18 protein-coding genes and 1 riboswitch are annotated in these 19,290 nt (G+C 56.5%); of the genes, 10 read left to right on the plus strand and 8 right to left on the minus strand.

Going from position 1 to position 19,290, the window contains the following annotated elements; all coding sequences use genetic code 11:
* Positions 1–8: 8 nt before the first annotated feature.
* The 3 genes from leuD (at position 9) to ACR0B3_RS06580 (ending at position 2,796) form a co-directional block, all read left to right on the plus strand.
* Entirely contained in the window at positions 9–614 is a 606-nt protein-coding gene (gene leuD / locus ACR0B3_RS06570) for a 3-isopropylmalate dehydratase small subunit (protein ID WP_480808358.1), read from the plus strand.
* 383 nt (positions 615–997) lie between these two features.
* Entirely contained in the window at positions 998–1,777 is a 780-nt protein-coding gene (locus ACR0B3_RS06575) for a hypothetical protein (protein WP_480808359.1), read from the plus strand.
* The gene (locus ACR0B3_RS06580; RefSeq protein WP_480808360.1) at positions 1,774–2,796 is read left to right on the plus strand and encodes an endonuclease/exonuclease/phosphatase family protein; all 1,023 of its coding nucleotides are present in this window, start codon (positions 1,774–1,776) and stop codon (positions 2,794–2,796) included. The genes ACR0B3_RS06575 and ACR0B3_RS06580 overlap by 4 nt, the downstream gene beginning before the upstream one ends.
* A 22-nt stretch (positions 2,797–2,818) precedes the next feature.
* Here ACR0B3_RS06580 and ACR0B3_RS06585 read toward each other — a convergent pair whose 3' ends face one another.
* Positions 2,819–3,724 carry a Rossmann-fold NAD(P)-binding domain-containing protein gene (locus tag ACR0B3_RS06585; RefSeq protein WP_480808361.1) on the minus strand — a complete coding sequence of 302 codons (906 nt, stop codon included), beginning with the start codon at positions 3,722–3,724 and terminating at the stop codon, positions 2,819–2,821.
* Positions 3,725–3,807: 83 nt separating this feature from the next.
* Here ACR0B3_RS06585 and ACR0B3_RS06590 point away from each other — a divergent pair, with 83 nt between their 5' ends.
* A complete protein-coding gene (locus tag ACR0B3_RS06590; RefSeq protein WP_480808362.1) occupies positions 3,808–4,701 on the plus strand; it encodes a LysR family transcriptional regulator in 894 nt (297 codons plus the stop codon).
* Positions 4,702–4,707: 6 nt separating this feature from the next.
* On the opposite strand, the gene ACR0B3_RS06595 is transcribed toward ACR0B3_RS06590, so the two are convergent.
* A complete protein-coding gene (locus tag ACR0B3_RS06595; RefSeq protein ID WP_480808363.1) occupies positions 4,708–5,235 on the minus strand; it encodes a redoxin domain-containing protein in 528 nt (175 codons plus the stop codon).
* Positions 5,236–5,326: 91 nt separating this feature from the next.
* On the opposite strand from ACR0B3_RS06595, the gene leuB reads away from it, so the two are divergent.
* Positions 5,327–6,430: a 3-isopropylmalate dehydrogenase gene (leuB, locus tag ACR0B3_RS06600; protein WP_480808364.1), complete on the plus strand. Its 1,104-nt coding sequence runs from the start codon at positions 5,327–5,329 to the stop codon at positions 6,428–6,430.
* A 52-nt stretch (positions 6,431–6,482) separates the two neighbouring features.
* Here leuB and ACR0B3_RS06605 read toward each other — a convergent pair whose 3' ends face one another.
* Positions 6,483–8,669, minus strand: a complete 2,187-nt coding sequence (locus tag ACR0B3_RS06605) for a transglycosylase domain-containing protein (RefSeq protein WP_480808365.1) — start codon at positions 8,667–8,669, stop codon at positions 6,483–6,485.
* Between the two features lie 257 nt (positions 8,670–8,926).
* Here ACR0B3_RS06605 and ACR0B3_RS06610 point away from each other — a divergent pair, with 257 nt between their 5' ends.
* Positions 8,927–9,265, plus strand: a complete 339-nt coding sequence (locus ACR0B3_RS06610) for a P-II family nitrogen regulator (RefSeq protein WP_170675441.1) — start codon at positions 8,927–8,929, stop codon at positions 9,263–9,265.
* Positions 9,266–9,299: 34 nt separating this feature from the next.
* Positions 9,300–10,622 (plus strand): ammonium transporter, encoded by a 1,323-nt coding sequence (locus tag ACR0B3_RS06615; protein ID WP_480808366.1) that lies wholly within the window; start codon positions 9,300–9,302, stop codon positions 10,620–10,622.
* A gap of 69 nt (positions 10,623–10,691) precedes the next feature.
* On the opposite strand, the gene ACR0B3_RS06620 is transcribed toward ACR0B3_RS06615, so the two are convergent.
* Positions 10,692–11,876 carry an amino acid aminotransferase gene (locus ACR0B3_RS06620; protein ID WP_480808367.1) on the minus strand — a complete coding sequence of 395 codons (1,185 nt, stop codon included), beginning with the start codon at positions 11,874–11,876 and terminating at the stop codon, positions 10,692–10,694.
* Positions 11,876–12,730, minus strand: coding sequence for a 3-mercaptopyruvate sulfurtransferase (gene sseA / locus ACR0B3_RS06625; RefSeq protein WP_480808368.1), 855 nt, complete (start codon positions 12,728–12,730; stop codon positions 11,876–11,878). The genes ACR0B3_RS06620 and sseA overlap by 1 nt, the downstream gene beginning before the upstream one ends.
* Before the next feature lie 141 nt (positions 12,731–12,871).
* Positions 12,872–13,083, plus strand: a riboswitch (cobalamin riboswitch).
* A 54-nt stretch (positions 13,084–13,137) separates the two neighbouring features.
* On the opposite strand from sseA, the gene ACR0B3_RS06630 reads away from it, so the two are divergent.
* The gene (locus ACR0B3_RS06630) at positions 13,138–13,815 is read left to right on the plus strand and encodes an energy-coupling factor ABC transporter permease (RefSeq protein WP_480808369.1); all 678 of its coding nucleotides are present in this window, start codon (positions 13,138–13,140) and stop codon (positions 13,813–13,815) included.
* A gap of 15 nt (positions 13,816–13,830) precedes the next feature.
* On the opposite strand, the gene ACR0B3_RS06635 is transcribed toward ACR0B3_RS06630, so the two are convergent.
* Positions 13,831–14,100 carry a CBU_0592 family membrane protein gene (locus ACR0B3_RS06635; RefSeq protein ID WP_480808370.1) on the minus strand — a complete coding sequence of 90 codons (270 nt, stop codon included), beginning with the start codon at positions 14,098–14,100 and terminating at the stop codon, positions 13,831–13,833.
* 2 nt (positions 14,101–14,102) lie between these two features.
* A complete protein-coding gene (locus ACR0B3_RS06640) occupies positions 14,103–14,651 on the minus strand; it encodes a helix-turn-helix domain-containing protein (protein WP_480808371.1) in 549 nt (182 codons plus the stop codon).
* A 104-nt stretch (positions 14,652–14,755) separates the two neighbouring features.
* Here ACR0B3_RS06640 and ilvD point away from each other — a divergent pair, with 104 nt between their 5' ends.
* Positions 14,756–16,588 (plus strand): dihydroxy-acid dehydratase, encoded by a 1,833-nt coding sequence (gene ilvD, locus ACR0B3_RS06645; RefSeq protein ID WP_480808372.1) that lies wholly within the window; start codon positions 14,756–14,758, stop codon positions 16,586–16,588.
* 165 nt (positions 16,589–16,753) lie between these two features.
* Here ilvD and ACR0B3_RS06650 read toward each other — a convergent pair whose 3' ends face one another.
* Positions 16,754–17,572: a sulfotransferase family protein gene (locus tag ACR0B3_RS06650; RefSeq protein ID WP_170725388.1), complete on the minus strand. Its 819-nt coding sequence runs from the start codon at positions 17,570–17,572 to the stop codon at positions 16,754–16,756.
* A 140-nt stretch (positions 17,573–17,712) separates the two neighbouring features.
* On the opposite strand from ACR0B3_RS06650, the gene ACR0B3_RS06655 reads away from it, so the two are divergent.
* On the plus strand, positions 17,713–19,290 hold the full coding sequence (locus ACR0B3_RS06655) for a DUF5928 domain-containing protein (RefSeq protein ID WP_480808373.1): 1,578 nt from the start codon (positions 17,713–17,715) through the stop codon (positions 19,288–19,290).

Here is a 19,290-nt window from a genome sequence, read left to right on the forward strand (position 1 = left end):
GTGTAGAGATGGAAAAGTTCGAAATAGTCCACGGGGTGGCCGCCCCAATGCCCCTGATCAATATCGACACTGATATGATCATCCCCAAGGTACACCTGAAAACGATCAAACGGTCTGGCCTTGGTGTCGTGCTGTTTGACGAGATGCGTTATCACGACCATGGCGGCGAGAACGAGGATTTCGTTCTGAACAAACCCGCCTATCGCGAAACCGAGATTCTTGTGGCCGGAGACAACTTCGGCTGCGGCTCGTCGCGCGAACACGCGCCTTGGGCGATCAAGGATTTCGGCATTAAGGTCGTGATCTCGACCAGCTTTGCCGACATCTTTTTCAACAACTGCTTCAAGAACGGCATCCTGCCCATCGTGGTTGAAGAAGAGCATCACGCGATTCTGATGGATGACGCGCATAAAGGCGAAAACGCACGCATGACAGTCCACCTGGAAGATCAGAAGATCACGACATCGGATGGTGTCGAGATCAGCTTTGATATCGACCCGCACCGCAAACACTGCCTGCTGAACGGTCTGGACGATATCGGCCTGACGATGGAGAAAGACCATCATATCGACAAGTTCGAGGATCACGCCAGTCAGGCCCGTCCCTGGGTATGATTCTGGGGACGAATCTGTTGATACTCAACTTAACGGGGTCGCTAAGGCGGCCCCGTTCGCGTTCTTGGGGTTGAAATCTACGGAACTACTACATCTAGGTATCACTTTGAGATACACGCCGGATTTGCGTCGAAAATGATGCAATCCCGCACCAGTTGCGCCATCATTTTGCCCGAAACTCCGTGTTTTCTGCACTCCGACTTGAGCGAAATACCGCTTATCAGCAATGTAGGCTTCCATGAGGTAGCCGCAGGCGAACAAGCGGTAAGACCAAGTTGGATGATAAGTCGGCACAGAATCGACTGCTCCGGTTTGAAAAAAGGGTTCGGATTGTGATTGCACGCACTACGGGGGCGGCGATACGCGGATTATTAGTAGCACTCATGGTGCTAACACCTGCGTTGTACCTGCCTTCATCGACGTCAAATGGGACTGAGATTGTCGTCTTTTTGGCGATTCTTGCGTTTATCCTGACCTTCTCGGAATACAACTCGGCCTTTCCCAGCTTTATTGAGTTTCGCGATGCCCCCCCTGTGAACAGGCTACGCTTTGTTGGACTGATGTCCATGGTCACTTTCCTGACGCTGATTTGCAAAAACGCCTATGCCCCCTCAGATCTCACGGGCCTGTTTTATTCGATTGGCCTGATGATCGCGAATGTGGTGGATTTCCCCTATTCCCCCGTTCGCCTCGTGGTTTTGATGCTACCCGCAGACGCCAGTCAGCCCCTGGTGGAACTGGTGCGTATTTCAGCAAGCACCGCCTATATCGCCGCACTGGTTACCATCGCCAGCTTCGCCTATGCGGTGAAGTTTCGGGGATGGCCAACGGGCAACGGCGCCTTCAATGTTTGGACAAATCTACCCCTGTTTGATCCGACCAAAGGCGGCGATGTCGTCACGCGCTTGCAACGCGACGGACGTTTGAACATTGCGATTGGGGCATTGTTGCCCTTCCTGATTCCGGCCCTGATTAAACTGATGGCTGCGTTTGTCACTCCGATTGCGCTCAGCAATCCGCAGACCATGATTTGGACGCTTTGCGCGTGGGCCTTCCTGCCCGCCAGTATGATCATGCGCGGCATGGCGACACTGCGCATTGCCAGCCTGATCGTCGAAAAACGCCGCGCCTACTCAACATCCGAGTCCACTCAAGTCGCATGATCCGCAACTTGGTCCTGCTCTTGCTGCCGTTTGCGGCGCAGGCAGAGACGCTGCGTGTTGCAAGCTATAACACCGAGCTCAGCCGCGATGGTCCCGGGCTGTTGTTGCGCGACATCCAGCGCGAAGATTCGCAAGTCTTCGCGGTGATTGAGGTGCTGCTGGCAACCCGCCCTGATATTGTTGCGCTACAAGGGATCGATTGGGATTTAGATGGGCTTGCCCTGACGACTCTTTCGGAGGCGCTGAAAGACTCAGGCTTGGACTATCCCTACAGCTTCACCCAGCAACCCAATTCTGGATTCGAAACCACATTGGATTTGGATGGAGATGGTGAGACCGGAGGCCCGGGTGATGCGCAGGGCTGGGGCCGTTTCACAGGTCAGAACGGTTTGGCAGTGCTGTCCCGCTATCCTATCGTGAAAGATGAGGTCCTATCCTATTCAGAGCTGCTATGGCGCGACCTACCCGGGTCTGTGTTGCCGGTTGTCGATGGAATGCCATTCCCCTCGGATCAGGCGCAGTCTGTCCAAAGACTGTCTTCAACGGCGCATTGGGTCGTTCCTATTGAGGCCCCAGGTGGTCGTCTGGATCTGATGACCTTCCATGCCAGCCCCCCAGTCTTTGATGGGACGGAAGACCGGAATGGGCTGCGCAACAAGGATGAAATTCGCCTCTGGTCACTTTTGTTGAACGGCGACCTGGGCTCCAAACCAACAGGCCGTTTCATCATTGCAGGCGACGCGAATCTGGACCCCAGAAAGGGGGAGGGGCGGAAGGCCGCAATCACAGACCTTTTGGCCGACCCTCTGATTCAGGATCCCCTTCCTGTTGACCATACCGGGTCCACCACAACGGTGTTTTGGAAAGGCGTCGGTGAGATGAGAGTAGACTACGTCCTGCCATCAGCCGATTGGCAGGTGGAGGACGCAGGCATTTACTGGCCCGAAACCGCCGAGAGTGAAGCGGCTGCGAGGGCGAGTCGCCACCGGCTTATCTGGGTCGATCTACTCGACAGATAGACTGAGTCTGATCGGCGCGCATTCATGACTGCAAAGCCGCCCCTTGTTGTTCTTGGTGCGCATCAGCAGAGCGATCAGGGATCGCCGTTTTAAGCGCCTCAATCAGGTCGGTCTGCACAAATTCTGGTAAGAGCTGATCAAAGAATTGCCCATCCAGCCGATGCGGCGTATTCCACAGATACTTCATCTCGATCAAGTGAGGTGCCAAGCGCCAGAATGGTCGGGCCAGATTCAAAGGCCACCACGCCATCTGTCTGAGCACCACCTCCTGTCCACCTAGCGGCGACAGAGCTTGCGCCATTTCATTGCCTGTCAGAGTGTACCCGGCAAAAGGAATGTCACAGAAGCGTGGCAGTTGATCACGCATTTCAGCCAGTGCGACGGCAGCGCATGTCAGGTCGGGCAGATAGGCCCAAGCATGTGGGATATCGGGATTCCCGGGGTACACAAAGCGACCACGCTGCAAGTGCTTGATCAATATCTGATCAAACCAGTTTCCCGAAGCCTCAGTGTCAATGAAATCACCCGCTCGCAGAACAATGGTTCGCACGGATGAGGCGCGATACGCCTCTTCCATTTCGATCCGAATGCGGCCCAGTGGGTTCTGTGCCAGATGCGGCGTATCGGCCGACCATGGGCCGGGCGTCTCCGCACCAAATACATAGACATTCCCCGGTACAATCACCGTCAGGTCATATTCTGAAGCGACTTTGATCACCTGGCGATGCAGTTCAGGCACCTGTTTTGCCCAATCGGGATATGGCGGGTTCCAGGCATTCACAACAACATCTGCTCCGCGCGCCGCCGTGTGTAAATCTTCGTTACGGCGATCAAACCGGCGCACGACCCAACCAGCGTTGGAAAAGGCTTGGGAAGCATTGCGACCAAATCGGCCGTTAGCCCCGAGAATAAGTGCTGACTGTGGCATCTGTCCCTCCATTCACCACCAATCTATTCATTCACTCATCTTTGGAAATTGCCAAAAACTGCAGATTATGTATTCGTTTTTGAATGGCTAATCCTCTTCGACTTTCCGACTGGTCCTTGATCCAAAGCTTTCTTGCCGTTGCGGAAACGGGTTCCTTGTCCGCAGCCGCAAAGCAACTGGGGCGCAGCCAGCCAACGCTGGGGCGACAGGTGCATGCGCTGGAACAAGAGCTTGGCGTATCCCTGTTTGACCGTCACGCACGCGGTCTGACGCTCAGCGATGTGGGGCACCAAGTGTTGCCTATGGCGCAGCAGATGCACGGCGCTGTCAATGCGCTTGGGCTGACGGCGGCCGGGCAGGCGCAACAGTTGGAAGGCTCGGTCAGGATCACCGCCTCGGTCTTTGTCTCGCACCATCTGCTGCCGCCGATCATCGCCGCGATCCGGCAGGCGGAACCAGCCATTCAGCTTGATCTGGTCGCCTCAGACGCCAGTGAAAACCTGTTGTTTCGCGAAGCTGACATCGCCGTACGCATGTACCGCCCTGAACAGGTCGATATTGTTGCCAAACATATCGGAGAGGTTCCGCTGTGTTTCTGCGCCGCCCGATCCTATTTAGACAGCGCCGGACGGCCAAATACGCCGACAGAGCTGATGCAGCACGATCTTGTGGGATTTGACACCAACGAAGACATTATTACCGCGATGCGTAACAAGGGCTGGCCTGCCAGCCGGGACAGTTTTGCCACGCGGTGCGATAACCAGACGGCTTACTGGGAATTGATCCGCGCAGGTTGTGGCGTAGGGTTCAGCCAGCTCAGCACTGTGCAGGCTGATCCAAAGGTCGAGGTGTTGGACATTGATGTCGAGATTCCGGTGCTGCCCGTCTGGTTGGCCGCGCCTCAGGCGATGCGACAGACCCCACGTATTCGCAGGGTCTGGGATTTGCTGGCTGAAGGGTTGAAGGCCCGATTGTAATTCCGACTACAACGCGCCGGTATAGGTTCCGCGCGCCGGATAGTTATTAGCCAGGGTGAATTTCAAACCGCCAACGATATCCGACATGGGTGGTCGGGCAAACGGCGTCGTCTGCTGCCAGACGTAATACAACGTCTGATCGGGTTTGACATAAAAATGCCCCGGTTCGGCGAATAATGCAGGCTCGGCACTGCCTTCGCGGGCCACCGAGATATTCAGCCCCCAAACGTCGCGCGCATCAGCCATAGGTAGGCTGTAACCTACGCGAAGCTTCGACACCCCGGCTTTTTCAACCGTTTCCGCCGCGCGTTCGCCGGTATCCGTGGTGATCATGATCACCTCGATCCCCAATTCGGCGAAATCATCCAGCGCCGCTTCGACCTCACCCATCTGGCGAATACAGATTGGACAGTGCAGGCCGCGATACTGAATCACCAGCGTTCCGTTTTCGCCTGCGTGACGTTCCAGATCAAAGGTGCCGTGGCCCACAGTTTCGATTTTCAGCGATGGGGCCGGATTTCCGGGTGTCAGCATGTGGTTTCCTCATGATTTGATGGGTTCGTCTCATTGACCCGATGCGCTGCAAACGCTAGGGCGTGTGCGACAAAACGCAAGGAGACTGTCGATGTCCAACCCCTCGCTCCTCATCCTGCCCGGAGACGGAATTGGCCCCGAAGTTATGGCCGAAGTGCGCAGAATCATCGATTGGTTCGGCACCAATCGCGGCCTTCACTTTGACGTGAGCGAGGATCTGGTCGGCGGTGCGGCCTATGACGCGCACGGCAAGCCCCTGTCGGACGAAACCATGGCTAAGGCGCAAGAGGTTGATGCGGTTCTTCTGGGTGCCGTTGGTGGCCCTAAATATGACGATCTGGACTTCAGCCTGAAGCCAGAACGCGGTCTGCTGCGCCTGCGCAAGGAAATGGACCTGTATTCCAACCTGCGTCCCGCTCAGTGCTTTGACGCGCTGGCCGATTTCTCGTCGCTGAAGAAAGACGTGGTGGCTGGCCTCGACATCATGATCGTGCGCGAGCTGACCTCGGGCGTTTATTTTGGTGAGCCGCGCGGCATTTTTGAGGAAGGCAACGAGCGGGTAGGTATCAACACCCAACGTTACACCGAATCCGAAATCGAACGCGCCGCGCGTTCCGCTTTTGAGCTGGCGATGCGCCGGAACAAGAAACTGTGCTCGATGGAAAAAGCCAATGTAATGGAATCGGGCATCCTGTGGCGCGAAGTCGTGACCCGCGTCGGTGAAGAATATCCCGAGGTCGAGCTGACACATATGTATGCCGACAATGGTGCCATGCAGCTTGTACGCGCACCTAAACAGTTTGATGTGATCGTCACAGACAACCTGTTTGGCGATGTCCTGTCCGATTGTGCCGCGATGCTGACCGGCTCACTGGGCATGCTGCCGTCCGCCTCATTGGGCGCACCGATGGCCAATGGTCGCCCCAAGGCGATGTACGAGCCGGTGCATGGGTCTGCCCCCGATATCACGGGTCAGGGCAAAGCCAACCCGATTGCCTGTATCCTCAGCTTCGCCATGGCGCTGCGTTACAGCTTTGATCAAGGCGACGAAGCAGGTCGTCTGGAAGCGGCGATCGAGAAGGTTCTGGCCAATGGTGTTCGCACGGCTGACCTGCTGGCAGAAGAAGGTGTTCTGCCGGTTTCGACCAGTGAAATGGGTGATGCAATTCTGGCGGCGCTGGACGAAAGCGTCTAGTTACACAATTCATCAGTTTCCAAAGGCGGTGCCCAGCGCGCCGCCTTTTTTGTTAGTTGCCAAAGATATTTTTCAACAGATTGTTGATTGCCCGATCCAGCCCGGTTTCTTTCTGGCGACGTGGTTGTTGTGGCTGAGCGGTTCTGACAGGTGGATCCGGCGCCAGCAACGGCAGTGGCGTGGGCGTCATACCTTCGGTCACACGCACCATAGTTTCTTTCCAGATCTCTGCCGGCAGGCCTCCACCAGTGACACCTGACAACGGCGTATTGTCGTCATAGCCCATCCAGACACCTGCCACATAATCCGCCGTGAAACCAATGAACCAGGCATCCCGCGCGGCCTGAGTTGTGCCGGTCTTGCCTGCCACCTGCCAGCCCGGCAGTTTCGCACGACCGCCTGTGCCTTCTGAAACCACGCGCTCCATCATCCAGGTCAGTTGCTTGGCGGCCTTGTCGTTTATCACACGCTCACCAATACCGGTTGTTGTGACCATGACAGGCTCGGTCTCACCCAGCAGCTTCAATTCGGTCAGGCCATAAGGATCAACTGCCGAGCCGCCGTTCAGGATGCCGGCATAAGCCCCCGTCATCTCGATCAAAGTGCTTTCCGATGCGCCCAGCGCCAGCGCGAGGCCTTCTGCTAGATCGCTCGACAGGCCAAAACCACTCGCAACCGTGCGGACGTTATCCAGGCCCGAAATATCCGCCACTTTGACCGCGGGAATGTTCAACGAGTTTTTCAAAGCATCCGCCAGCGTCACGCGGCCATAGAACTTGTTGGTGTAGTTCTTCGGACACCACTGACCTGATCCCGCGATGTTCCAGCAGGTCGGCTCGTCCATCACCGTGTCGAGCGGCGAATACCCAAGTTCTAACGCGGTCGCATAGACAAACGGTTTGAACGACGAACCGGTCTGTCGCAGAGCCTGTGTGGCCCGGTTGAACGCACCAGACACGCGGGTCTTGCGTCCGCCGACCATACCTCGGACAGCACCGTCTGCAGACATTACCACAATGGCTGCTTGCGCTTTGGATCCTTCGCGTACTTTTTCCTGGAAGATGAATTTCAGCGCTTCTTCCGCCGAGGTTTGGATGCGCTGATCCAGTGTGGTCCGGATCACCACATCCTCGGTCGTGTTGCGGGTAAAGAACTCGGGCCCGCTGGCCATCACCCAATCGGCAAAGTATCCCCCAGCGCGGGCGGCGGCGGCCTCGGACAACTGCGCCGGACGGCTACGCGCCTCGCTCGCTTGGGCGCTGCTCAGATAGCCCTGGGCCTCCATAAGCCCAACCACCAACCGCGCACGGTCCTGTGAGCGTTGCAGGTTATTCGTGGGCGCATAGCGCGAAGGGGCGACCAAAAGCCCCGCCAGCATCGCTGCCTCGGCCGGAGAAACTTCTGCCGCTGATATTCCGAAATATCGCTGACTTGCAGCCTCAAACCCGCGCGCACCGGCGCCAAGGAAAGCACGGTTCAGATAGATCGTGAGGATCTCATCCTTGGAGTATTTCACCTCCATCGCGATGGCATAAACCGCCTCTTTGGCCTTGCGCCATAGCGAGCCCTGGCGGCAATCGGCTTCGTACGCGGCCTCGGATTCCCAAGCGCTGGGATCATAAGGAACGCCCAAACACAGCAGCTTGGCCGTTTGCTGCGTGATGGTTGAGCCGCCATGGCCCGACAACGGTCCGCGCCCTTCGCTCAGATTGATGCGCACCGCACTTGCCACACCGCGCGGGCTGACGCCGAAATGGCGGTAGAACCGTTTATCCTCAGTCGCGATCACGGCGTTCTTCAGATGCGGAGAAACCGTATCTGCCGTTATCACCCCACCAAACTGATCCCCGCGCCAGGCAAAGACCTTGCCATCTCGATCCAGCAAGGTCACCGAACCCTTGGCCCGCCCATCCAACAAGGCATCCACATCCGGCAGTGAGGTGTAGACAACACCCACCGCCAGCGCCAAGAGAAGCCCGGCAACCGCGCCGACCCGCCATGTGATGCCCCAGAACAGGCGCCAGAGCCAGCGGAACATGCGGCGAAAGATACCGCCCCCTTTTCCACCGGAACTGCGGCGTGTTTTCTTGCGCGTTGTTTTTCGCGCAGCGGTCTTTCGGGCCGTCGATTTCTTGCCCGCGGGTTTCGCAGACCGCTTGGTCGCCGCAGGTTTTCGACCTTTGGACGGGTACCTTTTGTCCGCGACCAGTCGCGGTTTGCGGCGGTTGGACTCAGCCATGCTCAAACTCTGCCCGATTATGCTTTTGAGGCACCATACCCCGCCAGATCGACCATGTAGAGGTGTGAAATTCCGGTATTTCCCCTTACAAGTTTGCCCAAATATTAATCAGTCTTCACGGTTTGTGCAAAAAATGTGCATGATTGCTGATTTTCTGCCCGTTTTTACCCTCGGAAAATGTTCCATCTGAAACCCGGTCGCGCATTTTTCTGCAGGTGCAAAATACTAGACTGCCCGGAGTAGTAGAGGGGAAAGACGTGAAACTGATCATTGCGACAATCAAACCGTTCAAGCTTGAGGAGGTGCGCGAGGCACTGACCAATGCAGGCGTGCGCGGCATGATGGTGACCGAGATCAAGGGCTTTGGCTCGCAATCGGGCCACACCGAGATTTATCGCGGTGCCGAATACGCCGTGAATTTCGTGCCCAAGATCAAGCTTGAGATCGTGGTGCCCGCCACCATGGCCGACCAGATCGTTGAGACGATCACCACCACCGCCAAGACCGGCAAGATCGGCGATGGCAAGATTTTCGTCCTCGATGTCGAGCAGGCCCTGCGCGTGCGGACCGGGGAAACCAACGAAGACGCGCTTTAAGGCGCCCCCACCCAACATCATTCGAGGACTGACAATGAACCTGATGAAATCTCTCATCCCTGCCGCCGCGATCGTCGCGTTGCCGCAGATGGGCCTTGCGCAAGAGGCCGCCAGCGGCGAGCCTGCGCTTCACACTCAATATATCTTCACCACGCTGCTGTTCCTGATGGGTGGCTTCCTGGTGTTCTTCATGGCCGCAGGCTTTGCCATGCTCGAAGGCGGGCTGGTTCGGTCCAAGAACGTTGCCATGCAGATGATCAAGAACATCGCTCTGTTTTCGATTGCAGCGATCATGTACTGGCTGATCGGTTTCAACCTAATGTATCCAGGTGATGGCTGGACCATTTCGGGTTGGCTGGGCCCCTTCTTCTCGACGACCGTTCTTGACCCGGTAGGTGTTGGCGCGGATGCAGCCGCGCTGGACTATGCCTCGGTCGGCTCGGACTTCTTCTTCCAGTTGGTTTTTGTCGCAGCAACCGCCTCGATCGTGTCCGGCGCGGTGGCTGAACGGATCAAGCTGTGGCCCTTCCTGGCCTTCGTGGTTGTTCTGACCGGTATCATGTACCCGATCTCGGGCTCGTGGCAGTGGGGCGGCGGCTGGCTGTCCGAGGCTGGCTTCTCGGACTTCGCGGGTTCGACCATTGTGCACTCGGTCGGTGGCTGGGCAGCGCTGGCAGGTGCCATCATCCTTGGGCCGCGTATTGGCAAGTACAAGGACGGCAAAGTGCACCCGATGCCCGGTTCGAACCTGGCCTTGGCTACCTTGGGTACCTTCATCCTTTGGCTGGGCTGGTTCGGCTTTAACGGCGGCTCGCAACTGGCGATGGGCACCGTCGGAGATGTATCGGACGTGTCGCGCATCTTTGCCAACACCAACATGGCCGCCGCATCCGGTGCTGTTGCAGCCCTGATCATGACGCAGCTGATGTACAAAAAGCCTGACCTGACCATGGTGCTGAACGGCGCGCTGGCCGGTCTGGTTTCAATCACAGCTGAACCGCTGGCCCCTACCCTGTTCGGCGCTCTGTGGATCGGTGCTGTGGGTGGTATCATCGTGGTCTTCGCGGTTCCGATGCTGGACAAGTTCAAGATCGACGATGTTGTTGGTGCGATCCCGGTTCACCTGTTCGCCGGTATCTGGGGCACTATCGCCGTGATCTTCTACGGTGAAGCCAGCCTAATCACTCAGTTGACCGGTATCATCGCATACGGCGTGTTCACCTTTGTCGCTGCGCTGGTCTTGTGGTCAATCCTGAAGGCCACCATCGGCATCCGCGTCAGCGAAGAGGATGAGATCAACGGCCTCGACATGGCAGAGCTGGGCATGGAAGCCTATCCGGAATTCTCCAAAGGTTAACCAGCCACCTATATTCAAACAAAAAAACCCGGGCGTCGTGCCCGGGTTTTCCTTTTTTAAAGACGCTGTTCAGACGCCGACATCAATTATCGCCTGCGCCAGAATTGGCACGGTTGTCGCATTCAACCCGGCGATATTCAGGCGGCTGTCGCCGACCATATAGATGCCGTGATCTGCCCGCAGTTTTTCAACCAGTTCGGGTGCCGCGCCCAGGCGTGAGAACATGCCACGGTGCTGAGCGACAAAGCCAAACCGGTCCGAACCGCTGAGGCGTTGCAACTCATCTGCCAGTTGCTGACGCAGGCCCAGCATGGACAGCCTAACCTCTTCAAGTTCGGCGGCCCAATCGGCCCGCAGAGCCTCATCATTCAGGATCGTCGTCACCACTCGCGCGCCGTGATCGGGCGGGAAGGAATAGTTCTGCCGATTCAGGAACGCCAAAGTCGCCTGATTCAGAGCCGTTTGCGCTGGATCATCGCTGATCGCCATCAGCAGGCCGGTACGCTCGCGATAAACGCCAAAGTTTTTGGAGCAGGATGCCGCGATCAGGCAGCGCTTGACGGATGAGGCCACCAGACGAGTCGCTTGCGCATCTTCTTCCAGACCATCGCCAAAGCCCTGATAAGCGATATCGATCATCGCCACGAGGCCACGCTTGTTGATCAGGTTCACAACCTCTTGCCATTGCACTATGTTCAGGTTGGCGCCAGTCGGGTTGTGGCAGCAGCCGTGCAGCAGAACCACATCGCCTGCCTTGGCAGATTTCAGGTCCTCGATCATGCCGTCGAAGTCGACACCTCGGGTTTCGCTGTCGAAATACCGGTATTGGACGGTTTCGATGCCCAGATAATTCAGGATCGACAAATGGTTCGGCCATGTCGGGTTCGACACAAATACGCGTGCCGAGGGATTGGCCATGCGGATCATCTCAAACGCTTGGCGGCAGGCTCCGGTGCCCCCCGGAGTTGCTACAGCGGCGATATTGGCGCGCGGCACTGATGCACCCAAGATCAGACCGATCATCGCATCAGCATAGGCCGGATCGCCCGCTAAGCCGGTATAGGCCTTGGTTTCCTGCTCTTCCAAAATGCGCTTTTCGGCTGCTTTGACGGCGCGCATGACCGGGGTGATGCCCTCGGCATTCTTGTAGACGCCAACGCCCAGATCGATCTTCTGATCACGCGGGTCATCGCGATACATCTGCATCAGCGCCAGAATCTTGTCTGCTGGCTGCGGTTTGAGGTTCTCGAACATCAGTTCTCTCCGGTTGCGACAGGAAGGGTCGGGAATGCACCCCATTCCGCCCATGAGCCGTCATAAAGCGCGTGGTCTTTCTTGCCCATGCGTTCCAACGCAAGGCTGAGGATCGCAGCGGTCACGCCAGACCCACAAGATGTGATTGCAGGCTTCGACAGATCGACGCCAGCATTTTCAAATATCGCGCGGCATTCCTCGGGCGATTTCATCGTGCCGTTCTTGTTCAAGAGCAGACCAAATGGCACGTTGCGCGAGCCGGGAATATGGCCTGAGCGTAAACCTTCGCGCGGTTCCGCCTCGGTCCCGGCAAAGCGCGCGGCCGAGCGCGCATCAATGATCTCGTGATCAGCCAATTTCGCAGCAGACGAAACCTGCGTGACGTTCCGAACAAGGCGGTTCTGTACACGCACGGTCATGTGGCGGTCGCGGATCACCGGGGGCAGGTCCTCGATCTCATGACCTTCGGCTTGCCATTTCGGCAGACCGCCGTCCAGCACGGCAATATTTTCCTGTCCCATCAGCCGGAATAGCCACCAGACCCGCGCGGCCGACATCAGACCGGCCCCATCGTAAACAACAACCTGATGGCCATCTCCGACGCCCATTGCGCGCAGACGAGACATGAATTTCTCGACCGGAGGTGCCATGTGCGGCAGCTCTGACCGGTGGTCAGAAATCTCGTCGATTTCAAAGAACCGCGCGCCTGGGATATGGCCTGCGTCATACTCGGCCTTGGCATCGCGCTTTTGCTGCGGCAGGTACCACGACCCATCCAGTATCCGAAGATCGGGATCTTTGAGATGTACGGCCAACCATTCGGTGGAAACGAGGGTTTTAGGATCGTCCTGCATCAATACCTCCCCTAAGCGAGCTTGATTTGTCCCTATAGCGGCTTGGCGAAACGTTCAAGTCACGCCGCAGGTCAGAGCGCTGGCAGGCAACGTTTTTTTGCGATCACACGCGCGGCGTACTTGACACCGAGCATTCTGCGGTAGAATTCTGCGCGGTATGGTTCCCAAAGGGTTTATCCCGGCGGGATGAAAAGGGAATCCGGTGCGACGTTCTCAGTCAATTCCGGAACTGCCCCCGCAACTGTAAGCGGAGTATCGCCCCATCAGGGCCACTGACCGACAGGATCGGTTGGGAAGGCCGGGATCGATCCCAATCCGCGAGTCAGGAGACCTGCCATGCACAAACCGGGCCTTGCCCATTATCAACACGTTTCTGCCGTCGGGTGTGACGGTAAGGAGAACAAACTATGCATATCGAACCGGGCGTCGTACACGGCGCCAAACTTGTCCTGAGCTATGCTACCGCAGCTGGCGCAGGTCTTTATAGTCTCAAGCTGGCACGGGAGAGCGTTAAAAATAGCGGTATCGCAAGCCTTGCAGTACGGTCTGCCCTGACCACCGGCCTTGTGTTTACGTTCTTCGAAATTCTACCGCACTTTCCGGTCGGGGTGTCAGAAGTTCACTTCATTCTGGGCTCGACCCTGTTCCTTTTGTTTGGTGCCGCCCCGGCCGCGATCGGGCTGATCCTGGGCTTGTTTGTACAGGGGTTCTTCCTTGCGCCGTTCGATCTGCCCCAGTTCGGAATGAACATGACAACCTTGCTGGTGCCCCTGTTTGCCTTGCAGGCGCTGGCAAGCCGAATCATTGCGCCGAATACGGCATATGTTGACCTCAGATACTCACAAGCATTGGCGCTTTCGACAGCCTATCAGGGTGGCGTTGTCCTTTGGGTGGCATTCTGGGCGTTCTACGGCCAAGGCTTTGGTGCTGAAAACATGACCGCCGTGGCCAGCTTTGGTGCTGCATACATGATGGTTATCTTGATCGAACCTTTGGCTGATCTGGCCGTTATTGCCGCGGCAAAGTCCATAAAAGGGCTGGACAAGTTTGGTCTGTTCACTCCGCGCCTTCTTCGCGCAGCCTAAACATCCTGCGCCGCGTTACCCTGCGCGGCGCAACCTGAAATGCTGGATGATCCCGACCACGCTGATAATGATCCAAAACCCTTCGATCAGCATGGATGCCAGATTGAAGTTATGCATCAGCGAAAACACGATCAGAACCGATCCGATCAGGTTCACCACAGGAAAAGCCAGATCTTCAGAGTTCATGAGGCGCATCTGGGTCGCAAAATAGGCTGAGACAACCAAAAAGGCACCAAATGACCCGATTGCATCTGCAACGGTCAATGAGTTCAGAAATGTTGTCATGATTAACCCGCCGCCTGTTGCCCATAGTGGTGCATGTTCAGAAACACAGCCCCCTCGGGGCCCGCGCGGTAGCCATGCGGCAGATCAGCGGCAAAGCGCAAGCCCTGCCCATTTTGCAACGTCAGCCACTCTCCGTCCCGCTGGACCTGAAGGGGGCCGTTCAAAACAAAGACCTCTTCGGTGACACCAGGCGCATGGGCCGGAGAGCTATGGCTTTGATCCGGTTTCAGCGTGACGTGAAAGGTCTCTGCCCCAAGGGCCGGATCAAACGGAAACACAATCTTGACCGAGATACTGCCGGGAAATGTCACCGTCTGAAACACCTCGGCAGACGGATCACGCCCCGCGGCAGTGCCGATCAACGCGCTGAGCGGCATTTGAAACCCCTTGGCAATCTTCCAGAGCGTCGCAATCGTCGGGCTTGATTCTCCGCGCTCGATCTGACCTAGCATCGCTTTGCTGACCCCGGTCATTTCGGCGACTTTCGACAGGCTTAACCCCGAAGCCGCGCGCACATCCCTTAATTTCAGCGTTACTTCGTCCGATTCCATAGCCGTGCCTTGCGATTTGCCTTGTGCGTTATAACGTACATATGCTACGTGCGCTATAACGTACACACCCAATATCTCAGCTTGGGCAATAGGGAAACAGCATCATGCCACTGTACCGATCCAGAACATCCACCCATGGCCGCAATATGGCCGGTGCCCGCGGCCTGTGGCGCGCCACCGGAATGAGTGATGATGATTTCGGCAAGCCGATCATCGCCATCGTGAATTCGTTCACCCAATTTGTGCCCGGCCACGTCCATCTAAAGGATCTGGGCCAGATGGTCGCGCGTGAGGTCGAAAAAGCGGGTGGCGTTGCCAAAGAGTTCAACACCATCGCCGTGGATGACGGCATCGCAATGGGCCATGACGGGATGCTGTATTCCCTGCCCTCGCGAGAGGTCATCGCGGATTCGGTCGAATACATGGTCAACGCGCACTGTGCGGACGCCATGGTTTGTATCTCGAACTGCGACAAGATCACTCCGGGTATGCTGATGGCCGCGATGCGCCTGAACATTCCGGCTATCTTTGTCTCTGGCGGACCAATGGAAGCGGGTAAGATCGATATCGCCGATCTGGACGCCAAGAAGATCGACCTTGTGGACGCAATGGTTGCCGCCGCTGATGATCGCTTCACCGACGAGCAGGTTCAGCACATCGAAGAGAATGCCTGCCCCACCTGTGGGTCGTGTTCCGGCATGTTCACGGCAAACTCGATGAACTGTCTGGCCGAGGCATTGGGACTGGCGCTGCCCGGCAACGGGTCCACGCTGGCCACACATGCGGACCGCAAAGAGCTGTTCCTTGAAGCCGGTCGCCGCATCGTCGAAATCACCAAGCGGCACTATGATTTGGACGAAAAAGGCTTCTTGCCGCGCGAGATTGCGACCTTCGACGCCTTTGAGAATGCCATGAGCCTCGACATCGCTATGGGCGGTTCGACCAACACCGTTCTGCACTTACTGGCTATCGCGCACGAGGGTGAGGTGCATTTCACCATGTCTGACATGGACCGTCTCAGCCGACAGGTGCCCTGCCTCTGCAAGGTCGCGCCGAACACTGAGAATGTACATATGGAAGACGTCCACCGCGCTGGCGGCATCTTCTCAATCCTCGGTGAACTCAGCCGAGCGGGCCTGTTGCATAACCACTGCTCGACCGTGCATTCGGCCTCGATGGGCGAAGCGATTGCTAATTGGGACATCAAGGTCGCCAACAACCCACAGGCGCAGGATCTGTTCAAAGCCGCCCCCGGTGGTGTCCGGACGACGCAAGCATTCAGCCAGTCGAACCGCTACAAAGAGCTGGACACAGACCGCGAAGGCGGCGTGATCCGCTCGAAAGAGCACGCATTTAGCCAAGATGGCGGTCTGGCTGTTCTGTTTGGCAACATCGCACGCGATGGCTGTATCGTGAAAACTGCCGGGGTTGATGAGAATATCCTGAAATTTACCGGCTCGGCCTATGTTTGCGAAAGCCAGGATCAGGCGGTGAATGACATCCTGACGGGCAAAGTGAAAGAAGGCGATGTGGTAGTGATCCGCTATGAGGGACCTCGCGGAGGCCCGGGTATGCAAGAAATGCTCTACCCGACGTCTTACCTGAAATCCAAAGGTCTGGGTAAAGCCTGCGCCCTGCTAACCGACGGACGGTTCTCGGGCGGCACCTCGGGCCTGTCGATCGGTCACGTCTCGCCGGAAGCGGCCGAAGGCGGTGAGATCGGATTGGTGAATACCGGTGATACGATCGAAATCGACATCCCCAATCGGACCATCCATCTGGCTGTCTCTGACGAGGAACTCGCAGCGCGACGTGAAGAGCAGGATGAAAAAGGCTGGCAGCCAGCTGCACCGCGCAAGCGCAAAGTGTCTACCGCGCTCAAAGCTTATGCCAAGCTGACAACCAGTGCCGCAAAAGGTGCGGTCCGTCAGGTGTAATTCCAGCGGACGCGGAGAACTCCCGCACCCGCTTCATGGCTTCGGCTACGCCGATACCCTTCGCGGATTTTGGGCCCGGCGCCGCGCGTTGCGCGGTGCCGGGCCCAACCAGAGGAGAGATCTTGTCAGAGATATTGACGATGGGCGGGAGCCTCTGCGTTGGCGTCAGTCACCGAGTTTTGCGTGAATCTCGTCTAAATCGATCTCACCCGTCGGCATCTTGTTCGCGGGATTTTCGAAATCGTATTTGAACAGTTCGAAATCCTGTTTGTAGATTTCATAAACCAGATGCATCGACAGATCGTCGAAATAATCCTCGACCGGATGCGCCCGTTTGGGGCCATGGCCTTCGGATTCATTAAAGCGCGGGATTTCGGCAAGATTTACAGGATGCGCCGTTTCCAGATGCTCCAGCACCCCCTGCATGCCGTCATTGAATTTCTCAGTCCAGAAAATCCGATCGTACCTGCCGCCATTGGAAATCAGGGTCGAGACATGGCCCGACATGGCCGACCAGTGAATATCAGGGTCCATCGGACGCCGCCAACGGATCGTATCCCGGGCAAATAGCAGGAACCGGCGGAAGCTGGCGATCTGATCAAACTCACCCTTACCGTCCTCGCCTCCGACTTCGATCCCGTAGTTGTAGATCAGCGTCGGCACTAGATTGCCGCGATAGCGTTTGCCGTTGCGCTGGATGCCACAGATTTTGTCAAAGAAGGAACTGAGGATGCGCGTGTACGGATTGCGCACGCAGGTGAATGTGTAAGATTCGTGTGACCTCACGTTTCTGGCTATCGGGTCCTGGCTGGAGCCGAAGGCCCATTTGTGCATCCCGTCCTGGGCATCGTGGATATCGCCATCAAAGAACCTGCCATGATCGGAAAAATACATGATCTGGCCAATCGTCGAACAGGCGCATTTTGGCACGACACGATAGACCATGCTTTGACTTTCGGTCATCCATGTACCGGGAAAACCCATCTGCTGCGCCTCCTTGGCCGGATATCAGTACGATACTCGGGTAATATTGGCTCAAAGAACCAAAATTATTCTGTTTATTCAATCGCTCATCCTAAGTATCACGATTGCGAACAGCAAAAACCGGGAATTCCGAAACACAAATGGCAACGATTGCCTATATCTTGCTATGTCACAAAGACCCTGACGCGATCATCGCTCAGGCCGGCCAGCTGACGGCTGCGGGTGATTGCATGGCAATACACTTCGATGCGCGCGCAAGTGACGCCGACTACGCGCGCATACGCGATTCCCTAAAAGACAACCCAAACGTTGCATTTGCGAAGAAACGGATCAAATGCGGATGGGGTGAATGGTCTCTGGTTCAGGCCACGCTTCACGCGCTGCAAGCAGCAGTGGATCAGTTTCCAAGGGTCACCCACTTTTACATGCTGTCCGGCGATTGCATGGCAATCAAAACCGCCGAATACGTGCACGAATTTCTCGATGAGAACGATATGGATTTCATCGAGAGCCATGATTTCTTCGAGAGCAATTGGATCAAGACCGGTATGAAAGAAGACCGGCTGGTTTATCGCCACTTCTTCAACGAACGCAATCAGCCACGCCTGTTCTATTCCGCTTATGAGATGCAAAAACGATTTGGCCTGACCCGCGAGATTCCGGCGGACCTACAGGTTATGATCGGTAGCCAATGGTGGTGCTTGCGTCGGCGCACGGTCGAGATGATCCTTGAGTTCCTGCGCCAACGGCGCGATGTGGCCCGCTTCTTCTCCACCACGTGGATTCCGGACGAGACGTTCTTTCAAACCCTTGTCCGCCATCTGATCCCAAAGCAAGAGATCGAAAATCGTACGCTGACATTCCTGATGTTTTCCGACTACGGCATGCCAGTTACTTTCTACAATGATCACTATGATATGCTGTTGGGCCAGAGTTACCTATTCGCTCGTAAGATCAGCCCCGAAGCGCATGAGCTGAAGGATCGATTGGGTCAGCTCTACGCAAGTGAAGGGATCACGTTTCACATCTCTGACGAAGGGCGCAATCTCTATCATTTTCTGACCACCCGCGGACGAGTCGGGCGACGTTTTACACAACGTTTTTGGGAAGCCGGAAATACTTTGGGACCAGATCGCGAGCTATTTCTGATCGTGTGCAAGAAATGGCATGTCGCCAAGCGTTTGGTCGATCAGATCGCGTCCGAGACCAACTTGCCTTGCATAGAATACCTATTTGATGAAGCGGATACGGCTTTGCCCGATTTGGGTGGGATTCAAACGACTCTGACAAAGCGATCTCGCCACCGGAGGGCGGTTGTTCGGATGCTGTTTGATCATTTTCAAAGCGACAAACTGGTGCTGTGTGTTGATCCGGCAAATCTGGACGTCATTCAGGATTTCTGCGCTGATCAGGCCCGCACACATGTTTTGGAGATCGAGTGCACATATTCCGACGATTATCTGACCGGCCATGCGCAACGGGTTGGCTTGGCTGGGCAGAACAGCTCGGACGCCTCGCTTGCACGCTTGTTGCCCACCCTACGCAACGCGCTGGCTTACGAATCTGAACTGATCCGAAACACTCAGAATGATGGTCTGTTTCATCTACGCGAAACCGCAGAGGTTTCAGAGAACGAAACGGTTATTTCTGAGTTCTTGGGAATCGGTGCCGATCAAGCCAGGGCGATACTGAAACTGGATTACTTGTTTGCCGACTAG

The sequence above is a fragment of the Ruegeria sp. CE9 genome (genome assembly GCF_056537425.1).